Source organism: Pseudoalteromonas sp. SaAl2 (assembly GCF_052947895.1).
Window position 1 is genome coordinate 2,038,397 of the sequence record NZ_CM129605.1, and the last position, 22,355, is coordinate 2,060,751.

Annotated in this window: 22 protein-coding genes and 6 pseudogenes; 17 read left to right on the forward strand and 11 right to left on the reverse strand. The window is 40.7% G+C overall.

Features of this window, described 5'->3' with window-relative positions:
- Nucleotides 1-50 precede the first annotated feature (50 nt).
- The gene (locus ACU8V8_RS09825) at nucleotides 51-620 is read left to right on the forward strand and encodes a hypothetical protein (RefSeq protein WP_446887337.1); all 570 of its coding nucleotides are present in this window, start codon (nucleotides 51-53) and stop codon (nucleotides 618-620) included.
- 46 nt (nucleotides 621-666) lie between these two features.
- Complete coding sequence (locus ACU8V8_RS09830) at nucleotides 667-903, forward strand: hypothetical protein (RefSeq protein ID WP_446887338.1); 237 nt, start codon at nucleotides 667-669, stop codon at nucleotides 901-903.
- A gap of 36 nt (nucleotides 904-939) precedes the next feature.
- Here the strand turns inward: ACU8V8_RS09830 and ACU8V8_RS09835 are convergent, their stop codons facing one another.
- Together ACU8V8_RS09835 and ACU8V8_RS09840 are read right to left on the reverse strand one after the other, a co-directional pair.
- Nucleotides 940-1,518: a YceI family protein gene (locus ACU8V8_RS09835; protein WP_290208864.1), complete on the reverse strand. Its 579-nt coding sequence runs from the start codon at nucleotides 1,516-1,518 to the stop codon at nucleotides 940-942.
- Between the two features lies 1 nt (nucleotide 1,519).
- Nucleotides 1,520-2,075, reverse strand: a pseudogene (locus tag ACU8V8_RS09840) (cytochrome b).
- Nucleotides 2,076-2,263: 188 nt separating this feature from the next.
- On the opposite strand from ACU8V8_RS09840, the gene ACU8V8_RS09845 reads away from it, so the two are divergent.
- Nucleotides 2,264-2,407 (forward strand): hypothetical protein, encoded by a 144-nt coding sequence (locus tag ACU8V8_RS09845; RefSeq protein ID WP_446887339.1) that lies wholly within the window; start codon nucleotides 2,264-2,266, stop codon nucleotides 2,405-2,407.
- Here ACU8V8_RS09845 and ACU8V8_RS09850 read toward each other — a convergent pair.
- The 3 genes and pseudogenes from ACU8V8_RS09850 to rnm form a co-directional block, all read right to left on the reverse strand.
- Nucleotides 2,404-3,229: pseudogene (locus ACU8V8_RS09850) on the reverse strand (segregation and condensation protein A). The gene ACU8V8_RS09845 and the pseudogene ACU8V8_RS09850 sit on opposite strands and share 4 nt — an antisense overlap.
- 21 nt (nucleotides 3,230-3,250) lie before the next feature.
- Complete coding sequence (locus ACU8V8_RS09855) at nucleotides 3,251-3,871, reverse strand: L-threonylcarbamoyladenylate synthase (protein ID WP_446887340.1); 621 nt, start codon at nucleotides 3,869-3,871, stop codon at nucleotides 3,251-3,253.
- Complete coding sequence (gene rnm, locus ACU8V8_RS09860; RefSeq protein WP_446887341.1) at nucleotides 3,864-4,721, reverse strand: RNase RNM; 858 nt, start codon at nucleotides 4,719-4,721, stop codon at nucleotides 3,864-3,866. Before rnm ends, ACU8V8_RS09855 begins: the two co-directional genes overlap by 8 nt.
- A 422-nt stretch (nucleotides 4,722-5,143) precedes the next feature.
- On the opposite strand from rnm, the gene ACU8V8_RS09865 reads away from it, so the two are divergent.
- From ACU8V8_RS09865 to trpA, 6 genes are read left to right on the forward strand one after another with little or no spacing between them, the layout of a single operon-like run.
- A complete protein-coding gene (locus ACU8V8_RS09865; RefSeq protein ID WP_446887342.1) occupies nucleotides 5,144-6,712 on the forward strand; it encodes an anthranilate synthase component 1 in 1,569 nt (522 codons plus the stop codon).
- Nucleotide 6,713: 1 nt separating this feature from the next.
- Nucleotides 6,714-7,331 carry an aminodeoxychorismate/anthranilate synthase component II gene (locus ACU8V8_RS09870; RefSeq protein WP_446887343.1) on the forward strand — a complete coding sequence of 206 codons (618 nt, stop codon included), beginning with the start codon at nucleotides 6,714-6,716 and terminating at the stop codon, nucleotides 7,329-7,331.
- A gap of 8 nt (nucleotides 7,332-7,339) precedes the next feature.
- Nucleotides 7,340-8,407: an anthranilate phosphoribosyltransferase gene (gene trpD / locus ACU8V8_RS09875; protein ID WP_446887344.1), complete on the forward strand. Its 1,068-nt coding sequence runs from the start codon at nucleotides 7,340-7,342 to the stop codon at nucleotides 8,405-8,407.
- Complete coding sequence (gene trpCF, locus ACU8V8_RS09880; protein ID WP_446887345.1) at nucleotides 8,400-9,764, forward strand: bifunctional indole-3-glycerol-phosphate synthase TrpC/phosphoribosylanthranilate isomerase TrpF; 1,365 nt, start codon at nucleotides 8,400-8,402, stop codon at nucleotides 9,762-9,764. The genes trpD and trpCF overlap by 8 nt, the downstream gene beginning before the upstream one ends.
- 7 nt (nucleotides 9,765-9,771) lie before the next feature.
- The gene (gene trpB, locus ACU8V8_RS09885; RefSeq protein ID WP_446887346.1) at nucleotides 9,772-10,956 is read left to right on the forward strand and encodes a tryptophan synthase subunit beta; all 1,185 of its coding nucleotides are present in this window, start codon (nucleotides 9,772-9,774) and stop codon (nucleotides 10,954-10,956) included.
- The gene (gene trpA, locus ACU8V8_RS09890) at nucleotides 10,953-11,780 is read left to right on the forward strand and encodes a tryptophan synthase subunit alpha (protein WP_446887347.1); all 828 of its coding nucleotides are present in this window, start codon (nucleotides 10,953-10,955) and stop codon (nucleotides 11,778-11,780) included. Before trpB ends, trpA begins: the two co-directional genes overlap by 4 nt.
- A 58-nt stretch (nucleotides 11,781-11,838) precedes the next feature.
- Here trpA and ACU8V8_RS09895 read toward each other — a convergent pair.
- A pseudogene (locus tag ACU8V8_RS09895) lies at nucleotides 11,839-12,409 on the reverse strand (type 1 glutamine amidotransferase domain-containing protein).
- 138 nt (nucleotides 12,410-12,547) lie between these two features.
- The gene (locus ACU8V8_RS09900) at nucleotides 12,548-12,817 is read right to left on the reverse strand and encodes an HU family DNA-binding protein (protein ID WP_446887348.1); all 270 of its coding nucleotides are present in this window, start codon (nucleotides 12,815-12,817) and stop codon (nucleotides 12,548-12,550) included.
- A 162-nt stretch (nucleotides 12,818-12,979) separates the two neighbouring features.
- Between ACU8V8_RS09900 and ACU8V8_RS09905 the strand changes: the two genes are divergently transcribed.
- The gene (locus ACU8V8_RS09905; RefSeq protein WP_446887349.1) at nucleotides 12,980-13,558 is read left to right on the forward strand and encodes an inner membrane-spanning protein YciB; all 579 of its coding nucleotides are present in this window, start codon (nucleotides 12,980-12,982) and stop codon (nucleotides 13,556-13,558) included.
- 78 nt (nucleotides 13,559-13,636) lie between these two features.
- On the forward strand, nucleotides 13,637-14,275 hold the full coding sequence (locus ACU8V8_RS09910) for a CPBP family intramembrane glutamic endopeptidase (protein WP_446887350.1): 639 nt from the start codon (nucleotides 13,637-13,639) through the stop codon (nucleotides 14,273-14,275).
- Between the two features lie 177 nt (nucleotides 14,276-14,452).
- Here the strand turns inward: ACU8V8_RS09910 and ACU8V8_RS09915 are convergent, their stop codons facing one another.
- Nucleotides 14,453-15,361 (reverse strand): sodium-dependent transporter, encoded by a 909-nt coding sequence (locus ACU8V8_RS09915; protein WP_446887351.1) that lies wholly within the window; start codon nucleotides 15,359-15,361, stop codon nucleotides 14,453-14,455.
- A 32-nt stretch (nucleotides 15,362-15,393) separates the two neighbouring features.
- The gene (locus tag ACU8V8_RS09920; protein ID WP_446887352.1) at nucleotides 15,394-15,762 is read right to left on the reverse strand and encodes a hypothetical protein; all 369 of its coding nucleotides are present in this window, start codon (nucleotides 15,760-15,762) and stop codon (nucleotides 15,394-15,396) included.
- Between the two features lie 177 nt (nucleotides 15,763-15,939).
- Here ACU8V8_RS09920 and ACU8V8_RS09925 point away from each other — a divergent pair, with 177 nt between their 5' ends.
- The 5 genes and pseudogenes from ACU8V8_RS09925 (at nucleotide 15,940) to ACU8V8_RS09945 (ending at nucleotide 19,069) form a co-directional block, all read left to right on the forward strand.
- Complete coding sequence (locus ACU8V8_RS09925; protein WP_446887353.1) at nucleotides 15,940-16,242, forward strand: YciI family protein; 303 nt, start codon at nucleotides 15,940-15,942, stop codon at nucleotides 16,240-16,242.
- 151 nt (nucleotides 16,243-16,393) lie between these two features.
- Nucleotides 16,394-16,658 (forward strand): annotated as a pseudogene (locus ACU8V8_RS09930) (PepSY domain-containing protein).
- A gap of 3 nt (nucleotides 16,659-16,661) precedes the next feature.
- Nucleotides 16,662-17,335: pseudogene (locus ACU8V8_RS09935) on the forward strand (response regulator transcription factor).
- Nucleotides 17,329-18,666, forward strand: coding sequence for an ATP-binding protein (locus ACU8V8_RS09940; RefSeq protein WP_446887354.1), 1,338 nt, complete (start codon nucleotides 17,329-17,331; stop codon nucleotides 18,664-18,666). The pseudogene ACU8V8_RS09935 and the gene ACU8V8_RS09940 overlap by 7 nt, the downstream one beginning before the upstream one ends.
- Nucleotides 18,653-19,069: a hypothetical protein gene (locus ACU8V8_RS09945; protein ID WP_446887355.1), complete on the forward strand. Its 417-nt coding sequence runs from the start codon at nucleotides 18,653-18,655 to the stop codon at nucleotides 19,067-19,069. The genes ACU8V8_RS09940 and ACU8V8_RS09945 overlap by 14 nt, the downstream gene beginning before the upstream one ends.
- A 70-nt stretch (nucleotides 19,070-19,139) precedes the next feature.
- Here the strand turns inward: ACU8V8_RS09945 and ACU8V8_RS09950 are convergent, their stop codons facing one another.
- On the reverse strand, nucleotides 19,140-20,180 hold the full coding sequence (locus ACU8V8_RS09950) for an AI-2E family transporter (protein WP_446887356.1): 1,041 nt from the start codon (nucleotides 20,178-20,180) through the stop codon (nucleotides 19,140-19,142).
- A 131-nt stretch (nucleotides 20,181-20,311) separates the two neighbouring features.
- Here ACU8V8_RS09950 and ACU8V8_RS09955 point away from each other — a divergent pair.
- Nucleotides 20,312-21,203 (forward strand): annotated as a pseudogene (locus ACU8V8_RS09955) (TIGR01777 family oxidoreductase).
- A 16-nt stretch (nucleotides 21,204-21,219) separates the two neighbouring features.
- Here the strand turns inward: ACU8V8_RS09955 and ACU8V8_RS09960 are convergent.
- On the reverse strand, nucleotides 21,220-22,026 hold the full coding sequence (locus ACU8V8_RS09960) for a sulfite exporter TauE/SafE family protein (RefSeq protein ID WP_446887357.1): 807 nt from the start codon (nucleotides 22,024-22,026) through the stop codon (nucleotides 21,220-21,222).
- Between the last annotated feature and the right edge of the window lie 329 nt (nucleotides 22,027-22,355).

A 22,355-nucleotide genomic window follows, 5' to 3' on the forward strand; every position in this document is an offset into this window, starting at 1 on the left:
ATTCCCCTGCTACACTCTATAAATGAATCATAAAATCAGTAGAGTATTCAATGTTACGTGTTTTCATTTTTTCTATTGTATGTGGTTGTGTTTCTCTAAACGTGCAAAGCAAAACAATTAACTGGGTCATAGTCGACTTTGCACCATACTATATATTAAATGGGCAATATGCAGGTACAGGTCGTGACGAAAGTGTGATCTCGTTACTAGAAACACAACTACCTCATTATACGTTTAATAGGGTCATACTCCCGTCAAGTAGAGCTCTACAAGAAGTGTCTAACCCGAATAAAACATTCTGTATGCTCTCTTTATATCAAAGTAAACATCGCCGCCAACATATTAGCTTCAGTGAGGAAAGCTCCACAACTGGTTTGTCGCCATCGCTATCAATTCATAAAGAACTTCTTAGCCAGCTAAAAATAGATGCCACAGATCCTATATCTTTTAGTCAACTACTGAACGAGCAGAAACTCACGCTTGGTATTTCAATGAGCCGCTCGTATGGGATTGAGATTGATAAAATAATTAATAATAGTGCCGATGCCTCTATCATTATTCGACCAGGGCGAGACACATTGGCAAGTCTTACTTATATGTTAAAAAAAGAAACGTATTGATATTTTATTAGGCTACCCAAGTGAGCATTTTTATATTGCAAAATCGATGGGGTACGATGATGAGTTAACTCAATTACAACTTATTGAAGCCGCAAAATTGAGTGATGGATACATTGGTTGTACAGATACTACCCTAGGTAATGAGCATATTAATGTGTTGAATGAAGCCCTTATCGCAGTAAAACAACAGCAAGCTTACAATGAAATCTTATTACGTTGGCTACCCGATAATTTAAGGCCTATTTTGGCCCAGCGCTTACAAAAAAACGCCTCACGAAAATGAGGCGCTCAATGTCAACTTAGCTAGTTAAGTTAAAGGCTATTTACGTACACCTTCAATATATAAGCCAATATCAACATGAGTCGATGCTGGGCCTAAGTTATAGTCAATACCATAGTCGGCCAGCTTCAGGCTCGTCTCACCTTCAAAACCAACGCGATAACCACCCCATGGATCTTTACCTTCGCCAATTTTGTCAATCTCAAAGGTAATGATTTTCGTCACGCCGTGCAGTGTAAATTCACCGGTTACATCTGCTTCGTCACCATCATCATCAAATTTTATTGATGTGCTTTTAAAGCTCGCCTTTGGGAATTTATCAACATTTAAAAAGTCACCGCCACGTAAATGCTTGTCACGCTCGGCATGATTTGAATCGATGCTTTTTGTATCAATATTGACCATAATCGTTGATGCATTTGGGTTTTTAGCATCATAACTAAATTCACCGTCAAATGTATTAAAACGACCATGCAACCAGCTGTACCCTAAGTGCTTAATTTTAAAATTAACAAACGCGTGAGCGCCCTTAGTGTCAATAACATAATCAGCGGCTTGTGCAGCTGTGGCACCGAAAAGTGTTGCAGCAACTGCTGCAGTAACAAATAATTTTTTCATTCTAATCATCCTTTAGTGGTTTGATCATTCTAATTAAGGTTTTATCTTTATCGATAAAGTGATGTTTTAATGCCCCAAGTGCATGCAAAATTACGAGGCCTATTAAACTGCATGCTGCCCAGTAATGAACTTTACCTGCAATATCTGCCTGATTTTCAACTGAGAACCCCAATGGCGGGAATACTAAATAACGTAAACACGTCAATTGAGCGACCATCTGCAGTTGAAATCAAATACCCTGAAATCACGATGCCAATTAATAATACATAGATCACTAGGTGTGCGCTGTGCGCTATTTTATTGACTAACTTAGTTGAGCCTGCAACTGGATCAGGTTGTGTACCTAATGCTCGCCATGCAAATCTAAAAATAAGCAAAGCTGCCAGTGTAATACCCACACTTTTATGTAAATCCATTGACCCTTTATACCAGCTATCGTAATAGGTTAATTCAACCATATATAACCCTAAGCCAAATAACCCTACTACCATCAATGCCATGAGCCAATGAAGGAAAATTGCGACTAAGCCATAACTTGACTGCGTATTTTTAAACATACTAAACGGCTCCTTGATTTGATGGACCTAGAATAGCCCGTACCGAATAAAAAGAAAATAGCGAATAACAAACAAGTTATGTGCGTATACGCACAATAAAAATGACAGGTTTGTATTTGTGTGGAAAGTGTAACTTGGCCTACCTCATATAAAAGATGCGAGTTGGCATTTATTGTAAAGAGTGCGAGTTGGCGAGTTGGCGAGTTGGCGAGTTGGCGAGTTGGCGAGTTGGCGAGTTGGCGAGTTGGCGAGTTGGCGAGTTGGCGAGTTGGCGAGTTGGCGAGTTGGCGAGTCAGGGCAGTTTTACTCATCATTATTTAGTAAGCCACTAATTATTTTCAACTAATCCTATATATATTTGCCTGGCAGGCTCTACTTGTAGACAAGTGATCAAACCTTCTTTAATGAGCTCTAACATGGCGATAAAGCTCACAACGACGCCGCTGCGCCCTTCATCTAGGGTGAATAATTCAGTAAATGGCAGTTGTGTGCCCGCATTAGACAGTTTCGCTAAAATCAGGCTCATTCGCTCTCGGGTTGAGAGTGCTTCAGCGGATATTTGATGATGCTCAAAGGTTTTGGCTCTGGCCATCACATCACTGAGCGCTAAAAGTAAGTCTTTTAACTCTACATCCGGTAATAATTGACTCGGCTCTTCTTGCTCGGCCATTAAAGCATGGGCGGTAAATATCTCTCGCCCTACCCGTGGGATTTCATCTAAGTTTTCAGCTGCTTTTTTAAACTGTTCATATTCTTGTAGGCGTCTAATAAGCTCAGCGCGAGGATCTTCTTCTTCTTCCAGCTCTTCGTGTTTTGGTAACAATAATCGCGATTTTATTTGCGCCAAAAGCGCCGCCATAACTAAATATTCTCCCGCCAGTTCAAGTTGAAATTCGCTCATCATTTCTACGTATCGAACATATTGTTCAGTGATGCTAAAAATTGATAACTCTAGAATATCTAGTTTATGCTTTTTTATTAAATAAAGCAGTAAATCAAGCGGCCCTTCAAATGTTTCAAGAATAACTTCAAGGGCGTCAGGGGGAATATATAAATCTTCAGGGGGTATCAATAACCGCTTTGCCATGCAAAAAAGCCAGCGGCAGCTTTTGCTGCACTGGCTTTTGTGATTCAACAAGCTCTGGACTCTTTATATCTGTCACAACGCTATTGTGCTATTCAAATGGTGCAGTGTCACCACAGCCAACTCGTAGCACTTCAACCTCATCTTCTGATAAATCGATAACTGTGGTCGCCTGCTCTGCTAAATAGCCACCGTGGATGATTAAATCAACCAATGGGCCAATGCGATCGCGAATTTCATCAGGATCAGATTCGGTAAATTGCTCACCCGGTAATATCAGCGAGCATGACATTAACGGCTCGCCTAATTCAGCCAGTAACGCGCAGGTAATTGGATGCTCTATGACCCGAATACCGATGGTTTTCTTCTTATCGTTTAATAACCGTTTAGGCACTTCTTTAGTACCTTTAAAAATAAAGGTATAAGGCCCTGGCGTGTTATTTTTTATAAGCCTAAATAACTGATTATCTACTCTGGCATAAGTTGATAACTCGGATAAATCGCGGCAAACCAAAGTGAAATTATGGTGTTTTTCAATACCACGAATGCGCTCAATACGCTCTTTTGCTTGTTTGTTACCCAAATTGCAGCCAATTGCATAGCCAGAATCTGTTGGGTAGACAACAACACCACCTTTTTTAATAATATCAACCGCTTGCTTTATTAATCGCGGCTGCGGATTATCTGGATGAATATGAAAAAAATCACTCATGTGCGTCTCCTTCTTGGCCTTCCCAAGTTTGCCAAACGCCTTGGCAATCTTTTGGCAAATATAAGTTTTTTCCTAGTTCTAACCAACTGGTAGGAAAATGAAAATCTGACCCTTGTGAACAAAGTAAGCCGTATTCGCGACTTAACTCACCTAAAAACTGGCGCTCACTGGGCGCTTGCTGCGGCTGTGCAACTTCCATTGCATCGCCACCAGCTTCTTTAAATTGTAGCAATAACTTGCGTAGCCATTTATTAGACATTTGATAGCGCCCAGGATGCGCGATAACCGCGACACCACCAGCAGCATGAATTGCGCTAATAGCCGTTTGCATATCACACCACGTACTTGGTACGTAACCCGTTTTAGCGCGGCCTAAGTACTTTTTAAACACACCTGGAATCGTTTTAGCAACACCGCGCTCTATTAATGCTCTGGCGTAATGCGCACGGGTTATTTGAGCATCTTCTGCAAGTGCTTTTGCCTGTTCATAAATGCCGTCAAAGCCATTTTTTTCGAGGCGTCGACCAATTTCTTTGGCACGCTCTGAGCGTTTTTGCTGCTGCTGTGATAGTAAATCGCAAAGCTCGATCTGTTGTACGTCTACGTTGAGCGCGACAATATGGATCTCGAAGCTTTCCCACTTTGTTGATATTTCAACACCTGGGATCAATGACAGCGGTAATTGTTGGCTTTTTATAAATGCTTGAGCAGGCTCAATAGCCGCAACAGTGTCATGATCAGTGATTGCAAACACATCGATATTTTTTTCAACGGCGCGCAGCAATAATTGCTCAACGCTTAATTGCCCGTCTGAATGTGTGGTGTGGCTATGTAAGTCGTATTTTATCAAAAGAGATGACTGCTAAAGTTATAATCGTTTAATTGTTATGAAGTATAACAAATTTTTTAAATAAATTGTTTTAAATAAACACTTGACACTAACGCCTCAGGTACGGTTTACTGTAGTCACTTACAGACACATAAAGAATAAAAACAATGATCAATTCAATCCAAAACACTATCTGGTGGTGGCACTCGTAAATTCTCGGGTGACGAATTGTCGTGTCTAACACATTCTAAACCCGCTTAATGCGGGTTTTTTTATATTTAAATTTTAGGGTAACAAACATGAATAACGTAACAACTCTTACACATCGTTGGTGGTGGCGCCTGGTATAGCGGGACAGTAATGGTCTATCTAAAATATAGATATCGTTATTCAAACCCCGCACAGCATAGCTTGCGGGGTTTATTTTTTTGAGGGAATGAGGTTTGATTTTTAGTCATATAACAACAACGCCAGGTGAAGTTACTAGCATCACCGAAATGCGAGAATACATACACAGTCCACTGGCACTATATGCATTACTCGATACTGATAATTCATTACTATTAGAATCAGCGGAGATTGATTCAAAGGACAGTGTTAAGAGTTTAATTTTAGTCGATTGCGCATTGAAAATTACCTGTACAGGTAAAACCGTCACGGTCACAGCACAATCGAATAATGGTATGCAACTGCTCCCTTATTTAAACGATAAGTTAGAAAACTGCATCACAACATTAAACCAGAACAGATTAACTATTGAATACCAAAGTACTGACGCTGATATTGATGAAGCGAGTAAGTTAGTCGCTGATAATGCATTTAGCGCCCTACGCTGCTGTATCAATAATATAACCAGCACCACGCACAATCCGTTTTCTTTATTTTTAGGCGGCGTTTTTGCCTACGACATGGTGGCAAACTTTGAACAACTCAGTGACGTGCCTGATGGTGAAAATAGCTGCCCTGATTATGTTTTTTACCTTGCTGAAACTCTCGTTGTTATTGATCATCAAGCAAAAACAACAGAGTTAATCGGTAATGTATTTAATGGCCCTGATGTTCATGCTAACTGCTTTGAAGTAGGCAAAAAGCTCGAACGTTTAAACAAAGTATGCGATCAAGCATGCGATTTCAGCGCAGAACAAACAAGCGGTAACTGCACTGTTAATGTTGATATTAGTGATGAGGTATACTGCGAGCAAGTGCAAAGCTTAAAAAAACACATTGTAGATGGTGATATTTTTCAAGTTGTTCCCTCTCGGACTTTCTCATTGCCATGTGCAAACCCACTTCACGCTTACAGCAAACTTAAGCAGCAAAACCCAAGCCCTTATATGTTTTATATGCGCGACAGTGAATTTGCTTTATTTGGTGCATCTCCTGAATCAGCATTAAAATTTTGCCCAACCAGCCAACAAGTTGAGGTTTATCCTATTGCTGGCACCCGTGCACGTGGCAAGTTTGCTAACGGCCAAATCAACCCAGACTTAGACAGCCGTATAGAGCTTGAATTACGTAACGACCAAAAAGAACGCGCAGAACATTTAATGTTGGTCGATTTAGCCCGTAACGACGTAGCACGTATTAGTGTACCGGGCACTCGCCATGCAAAAGAGCTATTAAAGGTTGACCGCTATTCGCAGGTAATGCATTTAGTATCGCGAGTGGTTGGTACATTAAAACCCGAGCTTGACGCCTTACACGCCTATCAAGCTTGCATGAACATGGGAACGCTTGTTGGTGCACCTAAAGTAAGTGCAGCAGAGCTTGTTCGCCAAACTGAAGGCAAACGTCGTGGCAGTTACGGCGGTGCTGTAGGTTATTTAACAGGTGATGGTACGATGGACAGCTGCATTGTGATCCGCTCTGCATTTGTTAAAAATAACACCGCATACGTTCAAGCTGGTGCTGGCGTAGTGCATGATTCAGATCCACAATCAGAGGCCAATGAAACGCGCGCCAAAGCACAGGCGGTTATTACAGCCATTCAATCGACGTACCAAGGACAATAAAATGAGCTTAAATAACAGCAGCCTTGCCGATGTAAAAATTTATTTTTTAGATAACTTTGATTCATTTAGTTATAACTTAGTCGATGAACTTTCTATGTTGGGCAGCGATTTAGTGGTATATCGTAACAACATCGATGCGCAGCTTATTTTTAATAAAATGTGCAGTGAGACAAAACCTGTCATTTTAGTGTTATCACCCGGTCCTGGTACACCGTCAGATGCGGGTTGTTTAATGGCACTAATTGAATTGTGCAAAGGAAAATTTCCAATGCTAGGAATATGCTTAGGGCAACAAGCATTAACGCAAAGTTACGGTGGTATTATTGGCCATGCAGGCGAAACCGTGCATGGTAAGTCATCAATCATAGAACTGGGTGAACACCCTGTTTTCAATGGGATGGGCGAGCGCATGCCGGTTGCACGTTATCATTCATTAATGGCCACTATGGTCCCTGAAAGTGTCGCCGTGATTGCAAACTTCGGCGCTATCCCGATGGCAATTTACCATCAGCAAGATAACGCCCTTGGCTATCAGTTTCATCCTGAGTCAATTTTAACGCCTAATGGCGCAGCACTTTTGCAACAAAGTATGCAGTTTTTAGCTAACGCACAGCAGTAGAGGATTTTATGTCAGTAAACCAACAATCAACAACGCACAACAGCCGTGCCCTTATTGATGTGTTACTCGCGCAAACATCATTAAGCTTTAGCCAAAGCCAACAGTTGTTCAATGCAATCATGCAAGGCGAAGTCAATGAGATTGAGTTATCTGCTTTACTCGTCGCATTAAAAATTAAAGGTGAAGTCAGCGACGAGATTGCCGGTGCCGCTGCCTCTATGCGTGCCAATGCAGTGCAATTTGAAACACAATTAACTCAGCTTGCAGATAGTTGCGGTACTGGTGGTGATGGCTCAAACACTATTAATATTAGTACCACGGCTGCAATTGTAGCCGCAGCGTGTGGCATAAACATGGTTAAACATGGCAACCGCAGTGTCTCGAGTAATTCAGGCTCCGCCGATTTACTTAAAGCGCTGGGTATTAATATTGATATGACCCCAGCACAAGCCGTTGTATGCCTTGAGCAAACAGGTTTTACGTTTTTATTCGCCCCGCATTATCACAGTGGTGTGCGCCATGCGATGGGCGTTCGTACTACATTAAAAACACGTACAATATTTAATATTCTAGGGCCCCTGGCTAACCCAGCAGCCCCGCAAGTACAATTACTTGGTGTTTATGATGAAAGTTTATGCCTGCCTATGGCACAAACACTTAAAACACTCGGTACGCAACGGGCAATGGTTGTCCATGGTGCCGGCACGGATGAAATTGCGTTACATGGCACCACTACTGTTGTTGAACTTAATAATGGTGAACTTAACGAGTACACACTTACTCCTGCAGATTTTGGTCTTGCAAACTATTCACTTGAACTACTGGCCGGTGAAGGCCCAGAATATAACGCAAATGCCAGCCGCGCTATTTTAGCTGGTACAGGCACGCCAGCTCACAATGCAGCCATTATTGTAAATGTAGCCGCTTTGCTGTATTTGACCGGCAAAGTAGATAATTTTAAAACTGGCGCTGAGCAAGTTGCCGACATTTTAAAATCAGGCCAAGCCTTAAACACATTAAACGCCATAGTTGAGCAAAGTAATAAAGTCATAAACGCAGAGGTAACCAATGGCTAATGTATTAGACAAAATAGTCGCCGATAAAAAAATAGAGTTAGCTGAGCGAAAAGCCAAGCGCCCGCTTGAGAGCTTTAAAGCACAAGCAGTACCAACACACCGTGACTTTTATAAAGCCTTAGCGGCCCCTGGTACACAGTTTATTTTAGAGTGTAAAAAAGCATCTCCCTCAAAAGGACTCATTCGTGAACCCTTTGATCTGGCTGAAATTACCGGTGTCTATAAAAATCATGCAAGCTGCATTAGTGTATTAACTGATAAAAAATACTTCCAAGGCAGTTTTGATTATTTAGAATTTGTGCGTAGCCAAGTTGACCAGCCACTGATCTGTAAAGACTTCTTCATCGACGAGTACCAAATATACATGGCGCGAATTTATGGTGGCGATGCTATTTTACTCATGCTTTCAGTGTTAGATGATAGCCAATATCAAGCCTTAGCGAGCGTTGCTAAAAGTCTTAATATGGCAGTATTAACTGAAGTGAGCAATGAAGCTGAAGTAGAACGAGCTCTTGCACTGAATGCACAAATTATTGGTATTAATAACCGTGATTTGCGTGATTTAAGCACAGATTTAGCAACGACAGAAAAGTTACGTAAGCTAATCCCTAATGACAAAGTCGTTATCTCTGAGTCTGGCATTTACACTCACCAAGATGTTAAACGACTTGCGCCTCTATGTAATGGATTTTTAATTGGTAGCTCATTAATGGCTGAACGCGATTTAGAGCGTGCCTGCCGTAGTGTTATTTTAGGCGAAAACAAAGTCTGTGGCTTAACCCGTAGCCAAGATGCAATTGCTGCCTATAACAGTGGAGCGGTGTTTGGTGGACTTATTTTTGCACCTAAATCCCCCCGCTTTATAGACCTTGATTGTGCATTACAAATTACGCAAAGTGCGCCCCTTGCTTATGTCGGTGTATTTGTAAATGCCAGTATTGGTGAGGTTGCTGAACATGCACAGATCTTAAAGTTAGCAGCAGTGCAGTTACACGGACAAGAAACCCAAGCTTATATTGACGAACTACGCCCGCTGTTACCAAACAACTGTGAAATCTGGAAAGCGCAAGCGGTCAAAGATAATTTGCCTGAGCAACTTATTAGTGTTGATCGCCACCTTTACGACACCTACAGCGATACCCAAGAAGGTGGCACAGGTAAAACATTTGATTGGTCAATTCTAAACAATGCGAAACAGCCATTTATGTTAGCAGGTGGACTAAACGCAAATAACATACACGGCGCTTTATACCAAGGTGCTCAAGGTCTAGATCTAAACTCTGGGGTTGAGCTAAGCGCAGGCAAAAAATGCCAAAACAAATTAAATGATGCATTTAACTGCATCCGTAAATATTGAGGTTAAAATGAACAATCCAGCATATTTTGGTGAGTTTGGTGGCATGTTTGTGCCAGAGCTCCTGGTTCCTGCGCTTAAGCAGTTAGAAGATGAATTTAATAAATCACAAACTGACGCAGCGTTTCAGGCAGAGTTTGAAAAATTACTGAATGAATACGCGGGTCGCCCAACACCGCTAACATTAACTCGTAATTTAATTAAAAACCCGAAAGTAAAACTGTACTTAAAGCGGGAAGATTTATTACACGGTGGCGCACACAAAACCAATCAAGTTTTAGGTCAAGCGTTGCTAACCAAGCGCATGGGCAAAAAAGAAGTGATCGCAGAAACCGGCGCAGGCCAACATGGCGTTGCAACCGCTTTAGCCTGCGCATTACTTGGCTTAAAATGCCGTATTTACATGGGTGCAAAAGATGTTGAGCGCCAGCAACCTAATGTATTTCGTATGAAATTAATGGGCGCTGAAGTTATCCCTGTTACCGCCGGCTCTGGCACACTTAAAGATGCGGTAAACGAAGCGCTTCGCGACTGGTCAGCTAATTATAAAGATGCCCATTACTTACTTGGTACGGCAGCAGGGCCACATCCGTTCCCGACCATGGTACGTGAGTTTCAAAAAATGATTGGTGAAGAAGCCAAACAACAAGTTTTAAAAGCAGAAGGCCGTTTACCTGATGCCGTACTTGCCTGCGTTGGCGGTGGCTCAAATGCCATTGGTATGTTCACCGATTTTATTGATGAGCCGAGTGTAAAACTTATTGGCGTAGAGCCTGCTGGTAAAGGGCTAGACACCCATGAGCATGGCGCAACACTGTGTAAAGGCACAAAAGGCATTTTACACGGCACATATACCTATATTATGCAAAATGATGATGGCCAAATTGAAGAGTCGTATTCTGTATCTGCGGGGCTTGATTACCCAGCTGTAGGTCCTCAGCACGCATTTTTACACGAAACAGGCCGTGCACAATATGTTGGTATTACAGATACCGAAGCACTTGAAGCATTCCAACTGCTAGCTAAAAATGAAGGGATTATCCCAGCACTTGAGTCAAGTCACGCCCTTGCTTATGCATTAAAATACGCTGAGCAACAAACAGAAGAAACTGTTTTAGTGGTTAATTTAAGCGGCCGTGGTGACAAAGACCTATCGCACGTAATGGATGTACTGTCAAAAGGAGAGCAATCATGAGTCAAACACTTCAACAATCTGACCGTTACGGTAAAACGTTTGCAGCCTTAAAAGAGCAAAATCAAGGTGCTTTCGTTCCTTTTGTAACCATTGGCGATCCAAATAAAGAGCTCAGCGTTGAGATCATTAAAAGCTTAATTGACGGTGGCGCCGATGCGTTAGAGCTAGGCATTCCATTTTCAGACCCAATTGCCGATGGTCCAGTGATCCAAGCTGCAAATATTCGTGCGCTTGATGTAAATATTAATACCCAAGACTGCTTCGATATCATTAAACAAGTTCGCCAATACAATGCTGATATTCCAATCGGGCTATTATTGTACTCTAACTTGGTTTTTAAACGTGGCCTTGAAACGTTTTATACTGATGCAAAAGCTGCTGGCGTTGACTCTATTCTAGTCGCCGATGTGCCCCTACATGAGTCAAAAATGTTTCGCCAAGCTGCGATGAGTAACGGGATTGATCCTATATTTATCGCTACACCGAATGCCTCAGATGATACTTTGCGTCAGTGTGCCTCTTATGGCCGCGGTTATACTTACTTGCTATCTCGTGCAGGTGTGACTGGCACTGAAACTAAAGCGCAAATGCCCGCATCATCAATCGTAACTAAATTAAAAGAATACCACAGTGCTCCAGCACTATTAGGCTTTGGTATTTCAACACCAGATGATGTAAAAGCGGCGCTAGCAGCTGGCGCTGCGGGTGCTATTTCAGGCTCTGCAGTAGTTAAGATTATCGAAACAAACCTCGATAACCCACCCGCTATGCTGACAGGCCTGAAAGAGTTTGTCGCATCAATGAAAGCAGCAACACAGCTGTAAGGTTTGCCAATAAAAAGGGACGCACAAAGCGCCCCTTTTTATTATATTTTAAATGCTATTAATGCGCTTGATGCTTGCCTTCGATAATTTCTTCAATAAATTTACGATTAAACGCAGCTAAATCAGCGGGGCTGCGGCTTGTTACTAAACCTTTATCCACACTCACTTCTTCGTCAACCCAGTTAGCGCCTGCATTCATTAAATCTGTTTTAATGCTTGGGAATGAAGTCACTGTACGGTCTCTTAGTTTATTGATCTCAGCTAATAACCAAGGACCATGACAAATTGCAGCGACGGGTTTATTCATCTTCGCACCAAAAAAAGCTATCGACAAACGCTTTCGCGTCTTTATCTTGGCGTAAGCTATCTGGGTTAAATAACCCACCAGGTAAGAGTAAAGCATCGTAATCATCACTGTCAGCTTCGCTTGCGAGCTTATCAACAGTGACTTTATCGCCCCATACATCTTCATCCCAGCCAGTGATTTCACCTTCTTTGATTGAGATGATCTCAACTTTTGCGCCCGCATCTAATAATGCGCTACGCGGTGAAAATAGCTCACTTTGCTCAAAGCCATCGGTTGCTAATATAGCGATGGTTTTACCGCTAAGTTGTGTACCTGTAGACATATTATCTCCTTATTTATGTGGGTTTAACACATTAAAAGCAGACACCATGCCAAACTGTAACCTATTGAAATTATTAAAGGTATTTAAAAGGTAGGAGCAACACCCTGTAATTGCGTAACAGGGTGAGAATAATCTACATTATAGTGCGTCTTTAAGTGCTTTGGCGGCTTTAAAAACCGGTTTGTTGGCACCTTCAATTTCGATAGTTTCACCTGTTTGCGGGTTACGCCCTGAGCGCGCAGGATAATAACTTAACGCAAAAGTGCCAAATCCATTTACTTGTACTTGATCACCCTGTGAAAGTGAGGTGGTAATTGCTGCTAACATGCTAGCTAAGGCTGCTTTTGAATCTTTTTTAGTTAGTTTGCTATGCTCAGACATTGCGCTAATAAGTTCTGCTTTATTCATAAAATGCTCCTAAATCCCCGAGGCCACACGGTACGGTTCAAATTGGTCTAAAAATCAAAAGCACGCAGGCTAAGGCTTAGCCACTCGTAAGTCAACCTTGTATCTGGTTAAATAAATTGGTAAAACGTCAACCCGAATTTTATTTACTATGCTAAGGGCTGTATGCACGCAATTATTGAATTTATCCCCTTGCTGTTATTTTTTGCGATTTTTAAGTTAGCTGATATCTACTGGGCAACCGCTCTATTAATGGCTACTACATTTATCCAAGTTGCATACAGCTATTTAAAAGTAGGCAAAGTCCCTACCCGACAGTGGTTATTTTTAGCTGTAGCGGTAATACTTGGTACGCTTACATTGGTATTTCATGACGAACAATTCGTAAAACTAAAAGCGACAATTATTTACACAGGGTTAGCAATTACATTAATCGTTAGCCGGTACTTTTTCGCTAAAAACTTAGTCCAAAAAGCATTAGAGTCGGTGTTAAGCAATGCCTTTGATACGCAGCAACCGATTGCTGTACCAAAGGCTACTTGGGAAAAGCTTAATCTAGTTTGGATAATCATTACCACAAGTGTAGCAGCGCTTAATTTATACATTGCTTATAACTTCCCCCTTGATTTTTGGGTCAATTTTAAAGTGTTTGGTTTAATGGCAATCACCTTTGTTAGTATCTTTGCCAGTATTTTAGCACTTTACAAATACTTCCCCGATGATGACGTTAAGCCTAGTAAATAAGCAAAAAGCGCTGTCAATGTCATAAATCTGTCGTCTTAGCTTGTTAGCCTAATTTGCAAACTCAAAGCCGAGACGACCTTGAACGCCTCTCAATACCGTTGGTTTGAATTTACCTTAATATTTATAGCTTTACCTATGCTTGGGTTTAGCCTTAGAGCTCATTTAGCAAATTGGCTCATTCCTGCACTCATCATTTTAATGAGTGTGTGTGGTATGTTATTGCTAGGCGATCCTCACTTTAAACGTTTTCGATTAACCAGCTTGGGGCAGTTTTCAGCTGTTAAGCGTAGGCTATTTAGTTTCTTTTTTATCGGCGCATTATTTTCAGGGGTGTTTTACTCAATTATGAATCAAGGCAATTGGTTTATAATGCCCCGGACATCGTTTAATGACTGGCTCTTATTGCTTATACTTTACCCACTCCTTTCGGTATTACCGCAAGAATTGATATTTCGGACATATTTTTTTCACCGCTATAAACGTATTATGCCCAATAAAACAATACGTATTGTAATAAGCGCATCTGTATTTGCATTAGCCCATATTGTGTATGCTAATTGGGTTGCTGTGCTGTTAGCTTTTTTAGGTGGGTTGTTATTCTCTTATACCTACGCCCAAAGCCGCTCAACCTTTGTCTGTGTGATTGAACATAGTTTATGGGGGCTATGGATGTTTACCCTTGGTATTGGCCAATATTTAGATGCAGGAGCGCTGTAACACTAATAAAAAAGCCGCGCTATAAAAAGCACGGCTTAATTATGGAAAGTTATTTAATACTAAAAACCAAAAATACTCACTGCAAAAAACTTAGTTGCAACGGTATTAATAAATATAAGTACTAGAATGACCGGAATGAAAGTAGACAGTGAAAAGTTAACGTATTTCTCTGTAAAACTACCTGCATAGCCTGGGCAGCCTTGGCTTGAGTTCTTCAGTTAAACGCACTTTTTTCCAGCGATACATCACAAACAAGCACACCATTAAACCATTGAGCGGTAAAATTGTGTCGTAAAACACATCATACACAATATCAAACATGCTTTTTGAACCACCGCCGTAATTAACAAATGAGGTCAGTCCTTCAACCATTCCAAATGACATAGTACAAAGTACGGTTAGTAAACCAATAGTGACAGATAAAATAAGTAATGCCATTTTTCGGCTTATGCCTTTGCGCTCACTCAATGTTGCTGTCGGTACTTCAACAATTGACACCAAAGAGGTGATAGCAGCAAAAAACACCAGTAAAAAGAATATAAACGCCACGACTGATGCACCCAGATAACCAATATCAGTTTGTAGTGCAAGTAAGATTTTAGGTAAAAATTCAAAAATCATGGATACCGATGAGTCAGACAACTTAGCTGGATCCGTATTTGGGTTAAAGCTAAAGATAGCTGGTAACACCATTAACCCGGCAATAAACGCTACCAATGAATCTGTGATAGCAACCATTTTTGCACTACCGACAATGTCGTCTTTTTTCGAGATATAAGACGCATAGGTCATCAAGATACCCATACCCAACGACAATGAAAAGAACGCTTGAGCCAATGCGCCATTCAAAACACTTGCATTCATTTTTGAAATGTCAGGAATGATATAATATTTAACACCCGCCATCGCATTATCAAGCGTCAATACGTAAACAACCAAGGCAATCAGTAAGACAAATAAGGCTGGCATTAAAAATTTAGCTGCTTTTTCAATACCTTGCTTAACACCACCCATAAGTATTAAGTTTACAATTATCGCAACAACAGCCATGTACCCAAAAAACGCTACTGCTATTAATAAATGCACCAAAGCTTTTTGGATCGGCTAGTTGATCGAGATTACCCATCGCGACCTGGCTTAAATAACCAAAAATCCATACGGTGATAACCATATAAAACACCGCAATCATAAAAGGCGTTAATACAGCTAAAAAGCCAGCAAACGTCCACTTTTTTATCATTGCCGGAAAGCAGCTTATAGGCATTGAGTGGATCTTTTTGCGCTTGGCGGCCCATTGCCATTTCAGCCATCATCACTGGTAGGCAGATAAAAATGACAAACAGTGCATAAACAAGCAAAAATGCTCCACCGCCATTTTTTGTTGCAGAAACAGGAAAACCAACTAGATTGCCAATACCCACTGCAGAACCTGCAGCTGCCAATATAAATCCGAGGCGGGAGCTAAAGTGCTCACGATTATCGCTCATTTAAAGACCTTATTATTATTTTGTACTATCCCAGCGACTCTACCAGTGTTGTACTGGGCTTTTCAAGCAGATTCAGTTTAAAAATAGTTACACACTGTAAAGCTAAAATCTTCGCCGACTAAATTCTCTGTGCTAATATGGGAATTATTCCAACTAGTAAAACACAGAGCACACATTATGTTGTATATGATTTACTCCACAGATATAGAGAACAGTTTAGAATTTAGAAAAGCAGCACGCCCTGCTCACCTAGCTCGATTAGAAGAACTCGACAACCAAGGCCGGTTGTTAACAGCTGGCCCTTTACCTGCAATTGATAGTGAAAACCCTGCTGAAGCCGGTTTTACTGGTTCGTTAGTGGTAGCACAGTTTGGCTCGTTAGAAGAGGCACGTGAATGGGCTGCCGCTGATCCTTACGTAAGTGGTGGTGTTTACGATAACTCCGTAGTGAAACCATTTAAAAAAGTGTTTGGCAAATAAAAGCCAAAAAGTTCAATAATAAGTTCAGGGTTTGTTCACTGGTTGTTAACTAGACTAGTTAAAATGAATCACACTATTTTACGGTTTTTACTTGAGTTTTAGTTGCTTGGTTCATTAAACTAATAAGGTCTGGTTTAGGAGTTTCCCCATCATGCGTACTGTATTTGCCCTCAATCTTGTGGCGTTTGCTTTATTGTGTAGCGTTTATTCGAATAATAGCGTTGCAGAACCCCACGTTAAAAAAGCAGCAATAAGTAAAAAGCAAGCTGTTGAGCTTGCTAAAAAAAAACGAAGATGGTAAAACACTAAAAATTACTGACCAAAACGATATTTATACCGTTAGAATATTGAAAAATGACGGCCATGTAGTCGACGTTCACGTTAACAAAAAAACCGGCAAAGTGAAAAAGGATTAAGAAATGCGAATTTTAGTAATTGAAGACGATTTACACTTAGCAGATAACCTGCGTAATGCTTTAGAAAAAGAACGCTACAGTGTTGATCTTTGTCACGACGGTGAGGCTGGTTTATTCCACATTACAGAATACCCACTTGATATGGCCGTTGTCGATTTAGGCCTGCCTAAAATCGACGGTATCGAGTTAATCAATAAAGCTCGCGCACAAGGCGTGACGATCCCTATCCTAATCCTTACAGCACGTGACCGCTGGCAAGACAAAGTCGAAGGACTTGATGCTGGTGCTGACGATTACCTTACTAAACCATTTCATGTTGAAGAATTGATTGCCCGTTGTAATGCACTAATTCGTCGTAGTGCAGGTAAAGCGAATCCTGAAATGACCGCAGGTCCAATCAAAATTCATACTCGCTCACAGCAAGTTTGGGTTGACGATAAAGAGCTAAGCTTAACGGCCTACGAGTACAAAGTACTTGAATACTTAATGGTAAATCCACAAAAGGTAATTTCTAAATCAGAGTTAACTGAGCATATTTACGACCAAGACTTTGACTTAGACTCAAATGTAATTGAAGTATTTGTGCTGCGTTTACGTAAAAGCTTGACCCTGAAGGTACCTTAAACCCAGTTGAAACATTACGCGGACGTGGGTATAGGCTTAAAAGTCAGTGGTAGTATCGCAAATACCGTTAAAAATAAGGCAAGGATTTATTCTTGTCTTTGTTTTATTAGTTGCTTTACCTATTTTGTTTTTCTCCATTGGCAAAGCCTATTACGCATCACTTGTAGAAGCGACAGAAAAAACTCTCGAAGCACATTTATATTCCCTGATATCAGAAGTCGACTTTACTGAGCGCGGTATAATTATGCCGAGCACAATTTTGGCGCCAGAGCTCAATAGATTAAACTCCGATACCTACGCGATGATCTATCGTGATGATCAGCCTGTATGGCACTCAGAATCGGCAGTTAATGTGAACTTTGTTCCTGACTATGTCGAAACAAAAGCTGGAGCCGCAGACTTTAGACGAGTGCAATACAAAGGCACTATCTACTGGCAATTAAGCCTTACTGTTATTCTCAATAACATTGACCAATCTGAACAAGCCCGGTTTATTTTGCTTAAGCGCAACGACGCATTACTGCGTTTAATGGATGGCTTTAAGCAAACCCTGGTGAATTGGATGTATGTAATGGGTGTTGCCATAGCAGCCTTAATGGCCGTTGGTTTTGTGTGGAGTGCACGTCCTCTACAACGATTAGATAAAGAAATCAAAGCCATTGAATCAGGCGATATTCAACAAATAAAGGGCCTTTACCCTGTTGAATTACAAACGATCAAATCTGACCTAAATCTACTGCTAGAATCACAACAACGGCAAAAAGAGCGCTATAGAGCATCCTTAAGTGACTTAGCTCATGCGTTAAAGACTCCATTAGCTGTCTTAAAATCAAGCCCAATGGCTAATGATGCTGATGCTCAAGAGCAGTTAGATCGCATTAATGTAATGATCGAGCACCAATTAAAACGTGCAGCAACTGGCGCATCAGACACATGGAAAAAACAAACTGCTATTAAGCCTGTACTTGATTCCATTTTGAATGCAATGAGTAAAGTTTACCGCGACAAAGATATTATATTTCATTGTGCTGCCTCTGATAAAGATTACTTTTTAGGGGACAAAACAGATTTACTTGAGTTACTTGGTAACTTAATCGATAACGCCTGTAAAGCTTGTCGCTCTCAGGTCGATATACAAGTTATACAAAGCAAGTCGCTTCGCATTGTGATAAGTGATGATGGTCCAGGTGTCCCCCTAGATAAACGTGAATCACTACTTACCCGAGGAACGCGCTTAGATACATACGAAAGCGGACATGGAGTTGGAATGGCTATCGTTTCAGATCTTGTGAAGTCATACCACGGTACATTAACAATTGCCGATTCAGAGCAACTTAATGGCGCACAATTTACTTTAGAGTTTAATTATAATGGCAAAAAATAACCGCTTAAATCTGTATATAAGCATACTGTGTGTGATGTTTAGCACTGTATCATATGCAAATGAATGCACCTTAGCGGAACAACCAACAACAGATGAATCTAAAAAATACATTCAATGTTTGGATAAAGAAATCGCCTCTTTAGAGCGCAGTCAGCAAACTTGGATCAATAAACTGACATTGGATTTAGGTAAAATCCAGGACGATACGGGGAACACCCAGTTAATGCCAATCTTTAAGCGCAGTATTAAAAGCCAAAACCGCTTTTTAGAAGACAGCTGTCGTTGGCGTTACCTGCACAAAATGCCCAACGCGACGCAAGCTGCTATTGTTTATAAACGCTGTGAAATAGCTATTTTAGAGCAGCATATTGAGGTATTAAAGCAGCCACTTAAGTTGTTTTAATTAACTATTTTAATCAAGCAATAAAAAGCCACGAATCAGAGCGTGGCTATTTAATTTAACTCAAGCATAATTAGCTTCGTTCTTTTTCTATCTCTTCACCATTACCAAGTAAGGTTGCTAGCCAACGCCCTTCGTCGCTTGTCTCCAGTGCAATTTTTACTATCATAGTTAAAGGGACTGATAACAGCATACCCACAGTGCCTAATAACCACCCCCAGAAGATTAAAGATAAAAAGACCACGAGCGTTGAAAGCCCCAGCCCCTTGCCCATAAACCTTGGCTCGACAATATTACCCATTACCGTGTTGATAGTTAGGTAACTGGCGGCGACAATCCCCGCAATTAAAGGGCCTTGTGTAATTAACGCAAGTAAAACAGCTGGTATTGCCGCGATAATCGAACCAATATTGGGAATATAGTTAAACATAAAGGCAACCACTCCCCACAATACAAAGTAGTCAACGTTTAGTACCCACAATATTAATGCAGCTAATACACCGGTCCCCAAGCTCACTAGCGTTTTGATAGCTAAATATGAATTAATCGAATTTAAAAACCGATCGATTTGTTTCATTTTCATATCCGGGTCATCTAATGCCATGTGTATTTTTTTACTAAACATAGGCCCTTCAAATAACATAAACACGACAGTTAAAATGATTAAGAACAAATTAGCCATCACGCCGCCGAGTCCTGTGAGCATATTTGTAGCTACATCTATCATTTTCCCAGGGTCAAACATCGAGACTAACTGCTCTTTATTAATTAATATATTGTAACGCCCAGCTACATCTACCAGCCAAATAAATTCTTCTTGTAACTTAGCTTTGTATTCTGGTAAATCTTTTGAAAAATCTGTCAGAGACTGTCCTACAAGCCCACCTAAACTAACGCCAACACCAATTACCATCAGCATTACTAACATAATAGCAATGCCTTTAGGGATATTATAACGTGCAAAAAATCCTAACAAAGGGTTACAGATGATCGCCAAAAATGCCGCTAATACAAACGGAATAACGATGACACTTGCCGCTTTAATACCTGCAAGCCCTACAACCAACGCCGCAAAGATAACTAAACTTTTGTTTACTCCAGTTAGTCCCGCCAAACCACAATCCTTGAAAATAAAAACTGCAGTCAGTGTATGTGAAAAGTTAATAAAATGAAATGTTTGCAAAGTGATCAAAAGCAGCTTTACTTCGTATAACAATTTAATTGAATAATTGCTGAGATAGGTAAATGAACATATTCATCACTGGTGCAACAGGCTTGGTTGGGAGTGCTTTGTGTAAAAAATTAAAACACGTTCACACATTGAGCGTCTTAACTAGAGACACACAATCAGCGGAACAAAAACTTGGTAACGAACTATGCTATGTAAATGATGTAAGTAATATTAACTTTAACACCATTGATTGCGTAATTAATCTTGCTGGCGAACCTATTGTTAATAAACGCTGGAGCTCACAACAAAAGCAAAAAATCAGAGATAGCCGCATCGGCTTAACTCAACAAATTAGTGATGCAATAATGCAATGTGACACTCCCCCACACACTTTTATATCAGGCAGTGCCATTGGCTATTACGGTCGTCAAGGCTCTCAATTTATCGACGAACAATATGAAAAAAATCCATCCAGAATTTAGCCACACTCTATGTGATGATTGGGAACAAGCAGCACTTAGCGCGCAATCACAGCACACCAGAGTATGCGTGATCCGCACAGGTATAGTCCTAGCAAGCCATGGCGGTGCTTTGGCTAAAATGCTGCCGCCATTTAAACTAGGCTTAGGCGGCCCTATAGCAAATGGTGAGCAAGGTATGTCATGGATCCACATTGATGACATGGTTTCGTTGTTAGAATTTACGCTTGAAACACCCCGCCTAAGTGGGGCAATAAACGCCACAGCCCCATCACCTGTGAGCAATTATAATTTTAGTAAAATACTCGCCAAAGCACTTCACCGCCCTGCTATATTACCTATGCCAGCGTGGGTGCTTAATATTTTGATGGGTGAAATGGCTGATTTACTTATTTATGGTCAATTTGTTTTACCACAAAAGTTAGCAGACAACGGGTTTGTCTTTACTTACCCAACCTTGCCAAAAGCGCTAGATCATCTAACTTAGATGGTTAAAAAAACAGTTAACCCATAATCATTTTTATGGCAGTCACAACCAATAAACCGGCGAAGATTTTTTTAATCGTCGTAACTGGTAAGTAGTGAGTGGCTTTTGCACCAACAGGCGCCATAAACCAAGAGGTACAAACAATACCAAAAAGCGCCGGTAAATATACAAATCCTGCAAAACCATCTTTTAGCGAAAAATAAGCACTCCCCGAGCTGACATACCCTAAAGAGCCAAATAATGCGATTACAATGCCGCAAGCAGATGCGCAACCAATAGCTTTTTTCATATCAACTGAGAAGAACGTTAACAAAGGCACCAATAATGCACCGCCACCAATGCCTATCATGGCAGACAGTCCACCTGTGAGTGTTGTAAAAATAGTAAGCACACCTTTATTAGGAATATCGCGCTCATTCGTTGAGGTACTTTTACTAAAAAACATCTTGATTGCGATAAGCACCACACTCACTGCAAACACCAAACGTACAACTGATTCCGGTAAAAGTGCAGCAATAAAGCCGCTGATCAGTGCACCTAAGGCTACACCAGTCATTACCCAAGGCGCTAAATCCCAAGGCACGTTACCATTTTTATGATGGGCAATTGCTGATGACGTTGATGTAAACAATATTGATGCTAACGATGTGGCAATTGCGCCTATTACTACTTGTTCAGCTGGTAAAATCTCAAAATGAAGCAGTATACTGCTCAGTATTGGTACAATAACAAGCCCTCCACCAATACCTAGTAACCCAGCTAAAAAACCCACACCGCACCCAAGTATTGCGCAGTATATTACCAATAATATCATTTCACTCATTCAACTTATCTCTTATTTTAATAGTTACAATGCTCTTATCATAGGCGCAACTAACTCCACCCAGCGCGAGTATATCAATATAAATGATGCCCATTCAGGCTTAAATTGATGATAACTGCTGAATAATCCTCATGTTTCACATGAAAAAAACACACATCTAAAAATGGAAGTCTAGACACCTGGATTTCCAGCATAGTGTTTAGCTAAAAATTTTGAGTAAAACGCGCAATCACTCAATAAAGGAGTGTTTATAAAAAAATAGCATGAAAATGATTCATGTTTTATGTGAAATTAAACCGTTTTTATTCATGTACCGATGCACGTATAAA

What these genes read in the sequence shown, in the direction of transcription:
- ACU8V8_RS09825 (WP_446887337.1), top strand. Translation starts at nt 51, where the DNA reads ATGTTACGTGTTTTCATTTTTTCTATTGTATGTGGTTGTGTTTCTCTA.
- ACU8V8_RS09830 (WP_446887338.1), top strand. Translation starts at nt 667, where the DNA reads ATGGGGTACGATGATGAGTTAACTCAATTACAACTTATTGAAGCCGCA.
- ACU8V8_RS09835 (WP_290208864.1), bottom strand. Translation starts at nt 1,518, where the DNA reads ATGAAAAAATTATTTGTTACTGCAGCAGTTGCTGCAACACTTTTCGGT.
- ACU8V8_RS09855 (WP_446887340.1), bottom strand. Translation starts at nt 3,871, where the DNA reads ATGAGTGATTTTTTTCATATTCATCCAGATAATCCGCAGCCGCGATTA.
- ACU8V8_RS09870 (WP_446887343.1), top strand. Translation starts at nt 6,714, where the DNA reads ATGAGCTTAAATAACAGCAGCCTTGCCGATGTAAAAATTTATTTTTTA.
- trpD (WP_446887344.1), top strand. Translation starts at nt 7,340, where the DNA reads ATGTCAGTAAACCAACAATCAACAACGCACAACAGCCGTGCCCTTATT.
- trpCF (WP_446887345.1), top strand. Translation starts at nt 8,400, where the DNA reads ATGGCTAATGTATTAGACAAAATAGTCGCCGATAAAAAAATAGAGTTA.
- trpB (WP_446887346.1), top strand. Translation starts at nt 9,772, where the DNA reads ATGAACAATCCAGCATATTTTGGTGAGTTTGGTGGCATGTTTGTGCCA.
- trpA (WP_446887347.1), top strand. Translation starts at nt 10,953, where the DNA reads ATGAGTCAAACACTTCAACAATCTGACCGTTACGGTAAAACGTTTGCA.
- ACU8V8_RS09900 (WP_446887348.1), bottom strand. Translation starts at nt 12,817, where the DNA reads ATGAATAAAGCAGAACTTATTAGCGCAATGTCTGAGCATAGCAAACTA.
- ACU8V8_RS09905 (WP_446887349.1), top strand. Translation starts at nt 12,980, where the DNA reads ATGCACGCAATTATTGAATTTATCCCCTTGCTGTTATTTTTTGCGATT.
- ACU8V8_RS09920 (WP_446887352.1), bottom strand. Translation starts at nt 15,762, where the DNA reads ATGAGCGATAATCGTGAGCACTTTAGCTCCCGCCTCGGATTTATATTG.
- ACU8V8_RS09925 (WP_446887353.1), top strand. Translation starts at nt 15,940, where the DNA reads ATGTTGTATATGATTTACTCCACAGATATAGAGAACAGTTTAGAATTT.
- ACU8V8_RS09945 (WP_446887355.1), top strand. Translation starts at nt 18,653, where the DNA reads ATGGCAAAAAATAACCGCTTAAATCTGTATATAAGCATACTGTGTGTG.
- ACU8V8_RS09960 (WP_446887357.1), bottom strand. Translation starts at nt 22,026, where the DNA reads ATGAGTGAAATGATATTATTGGTAATATACTGCGCAATACTTGGGTGC.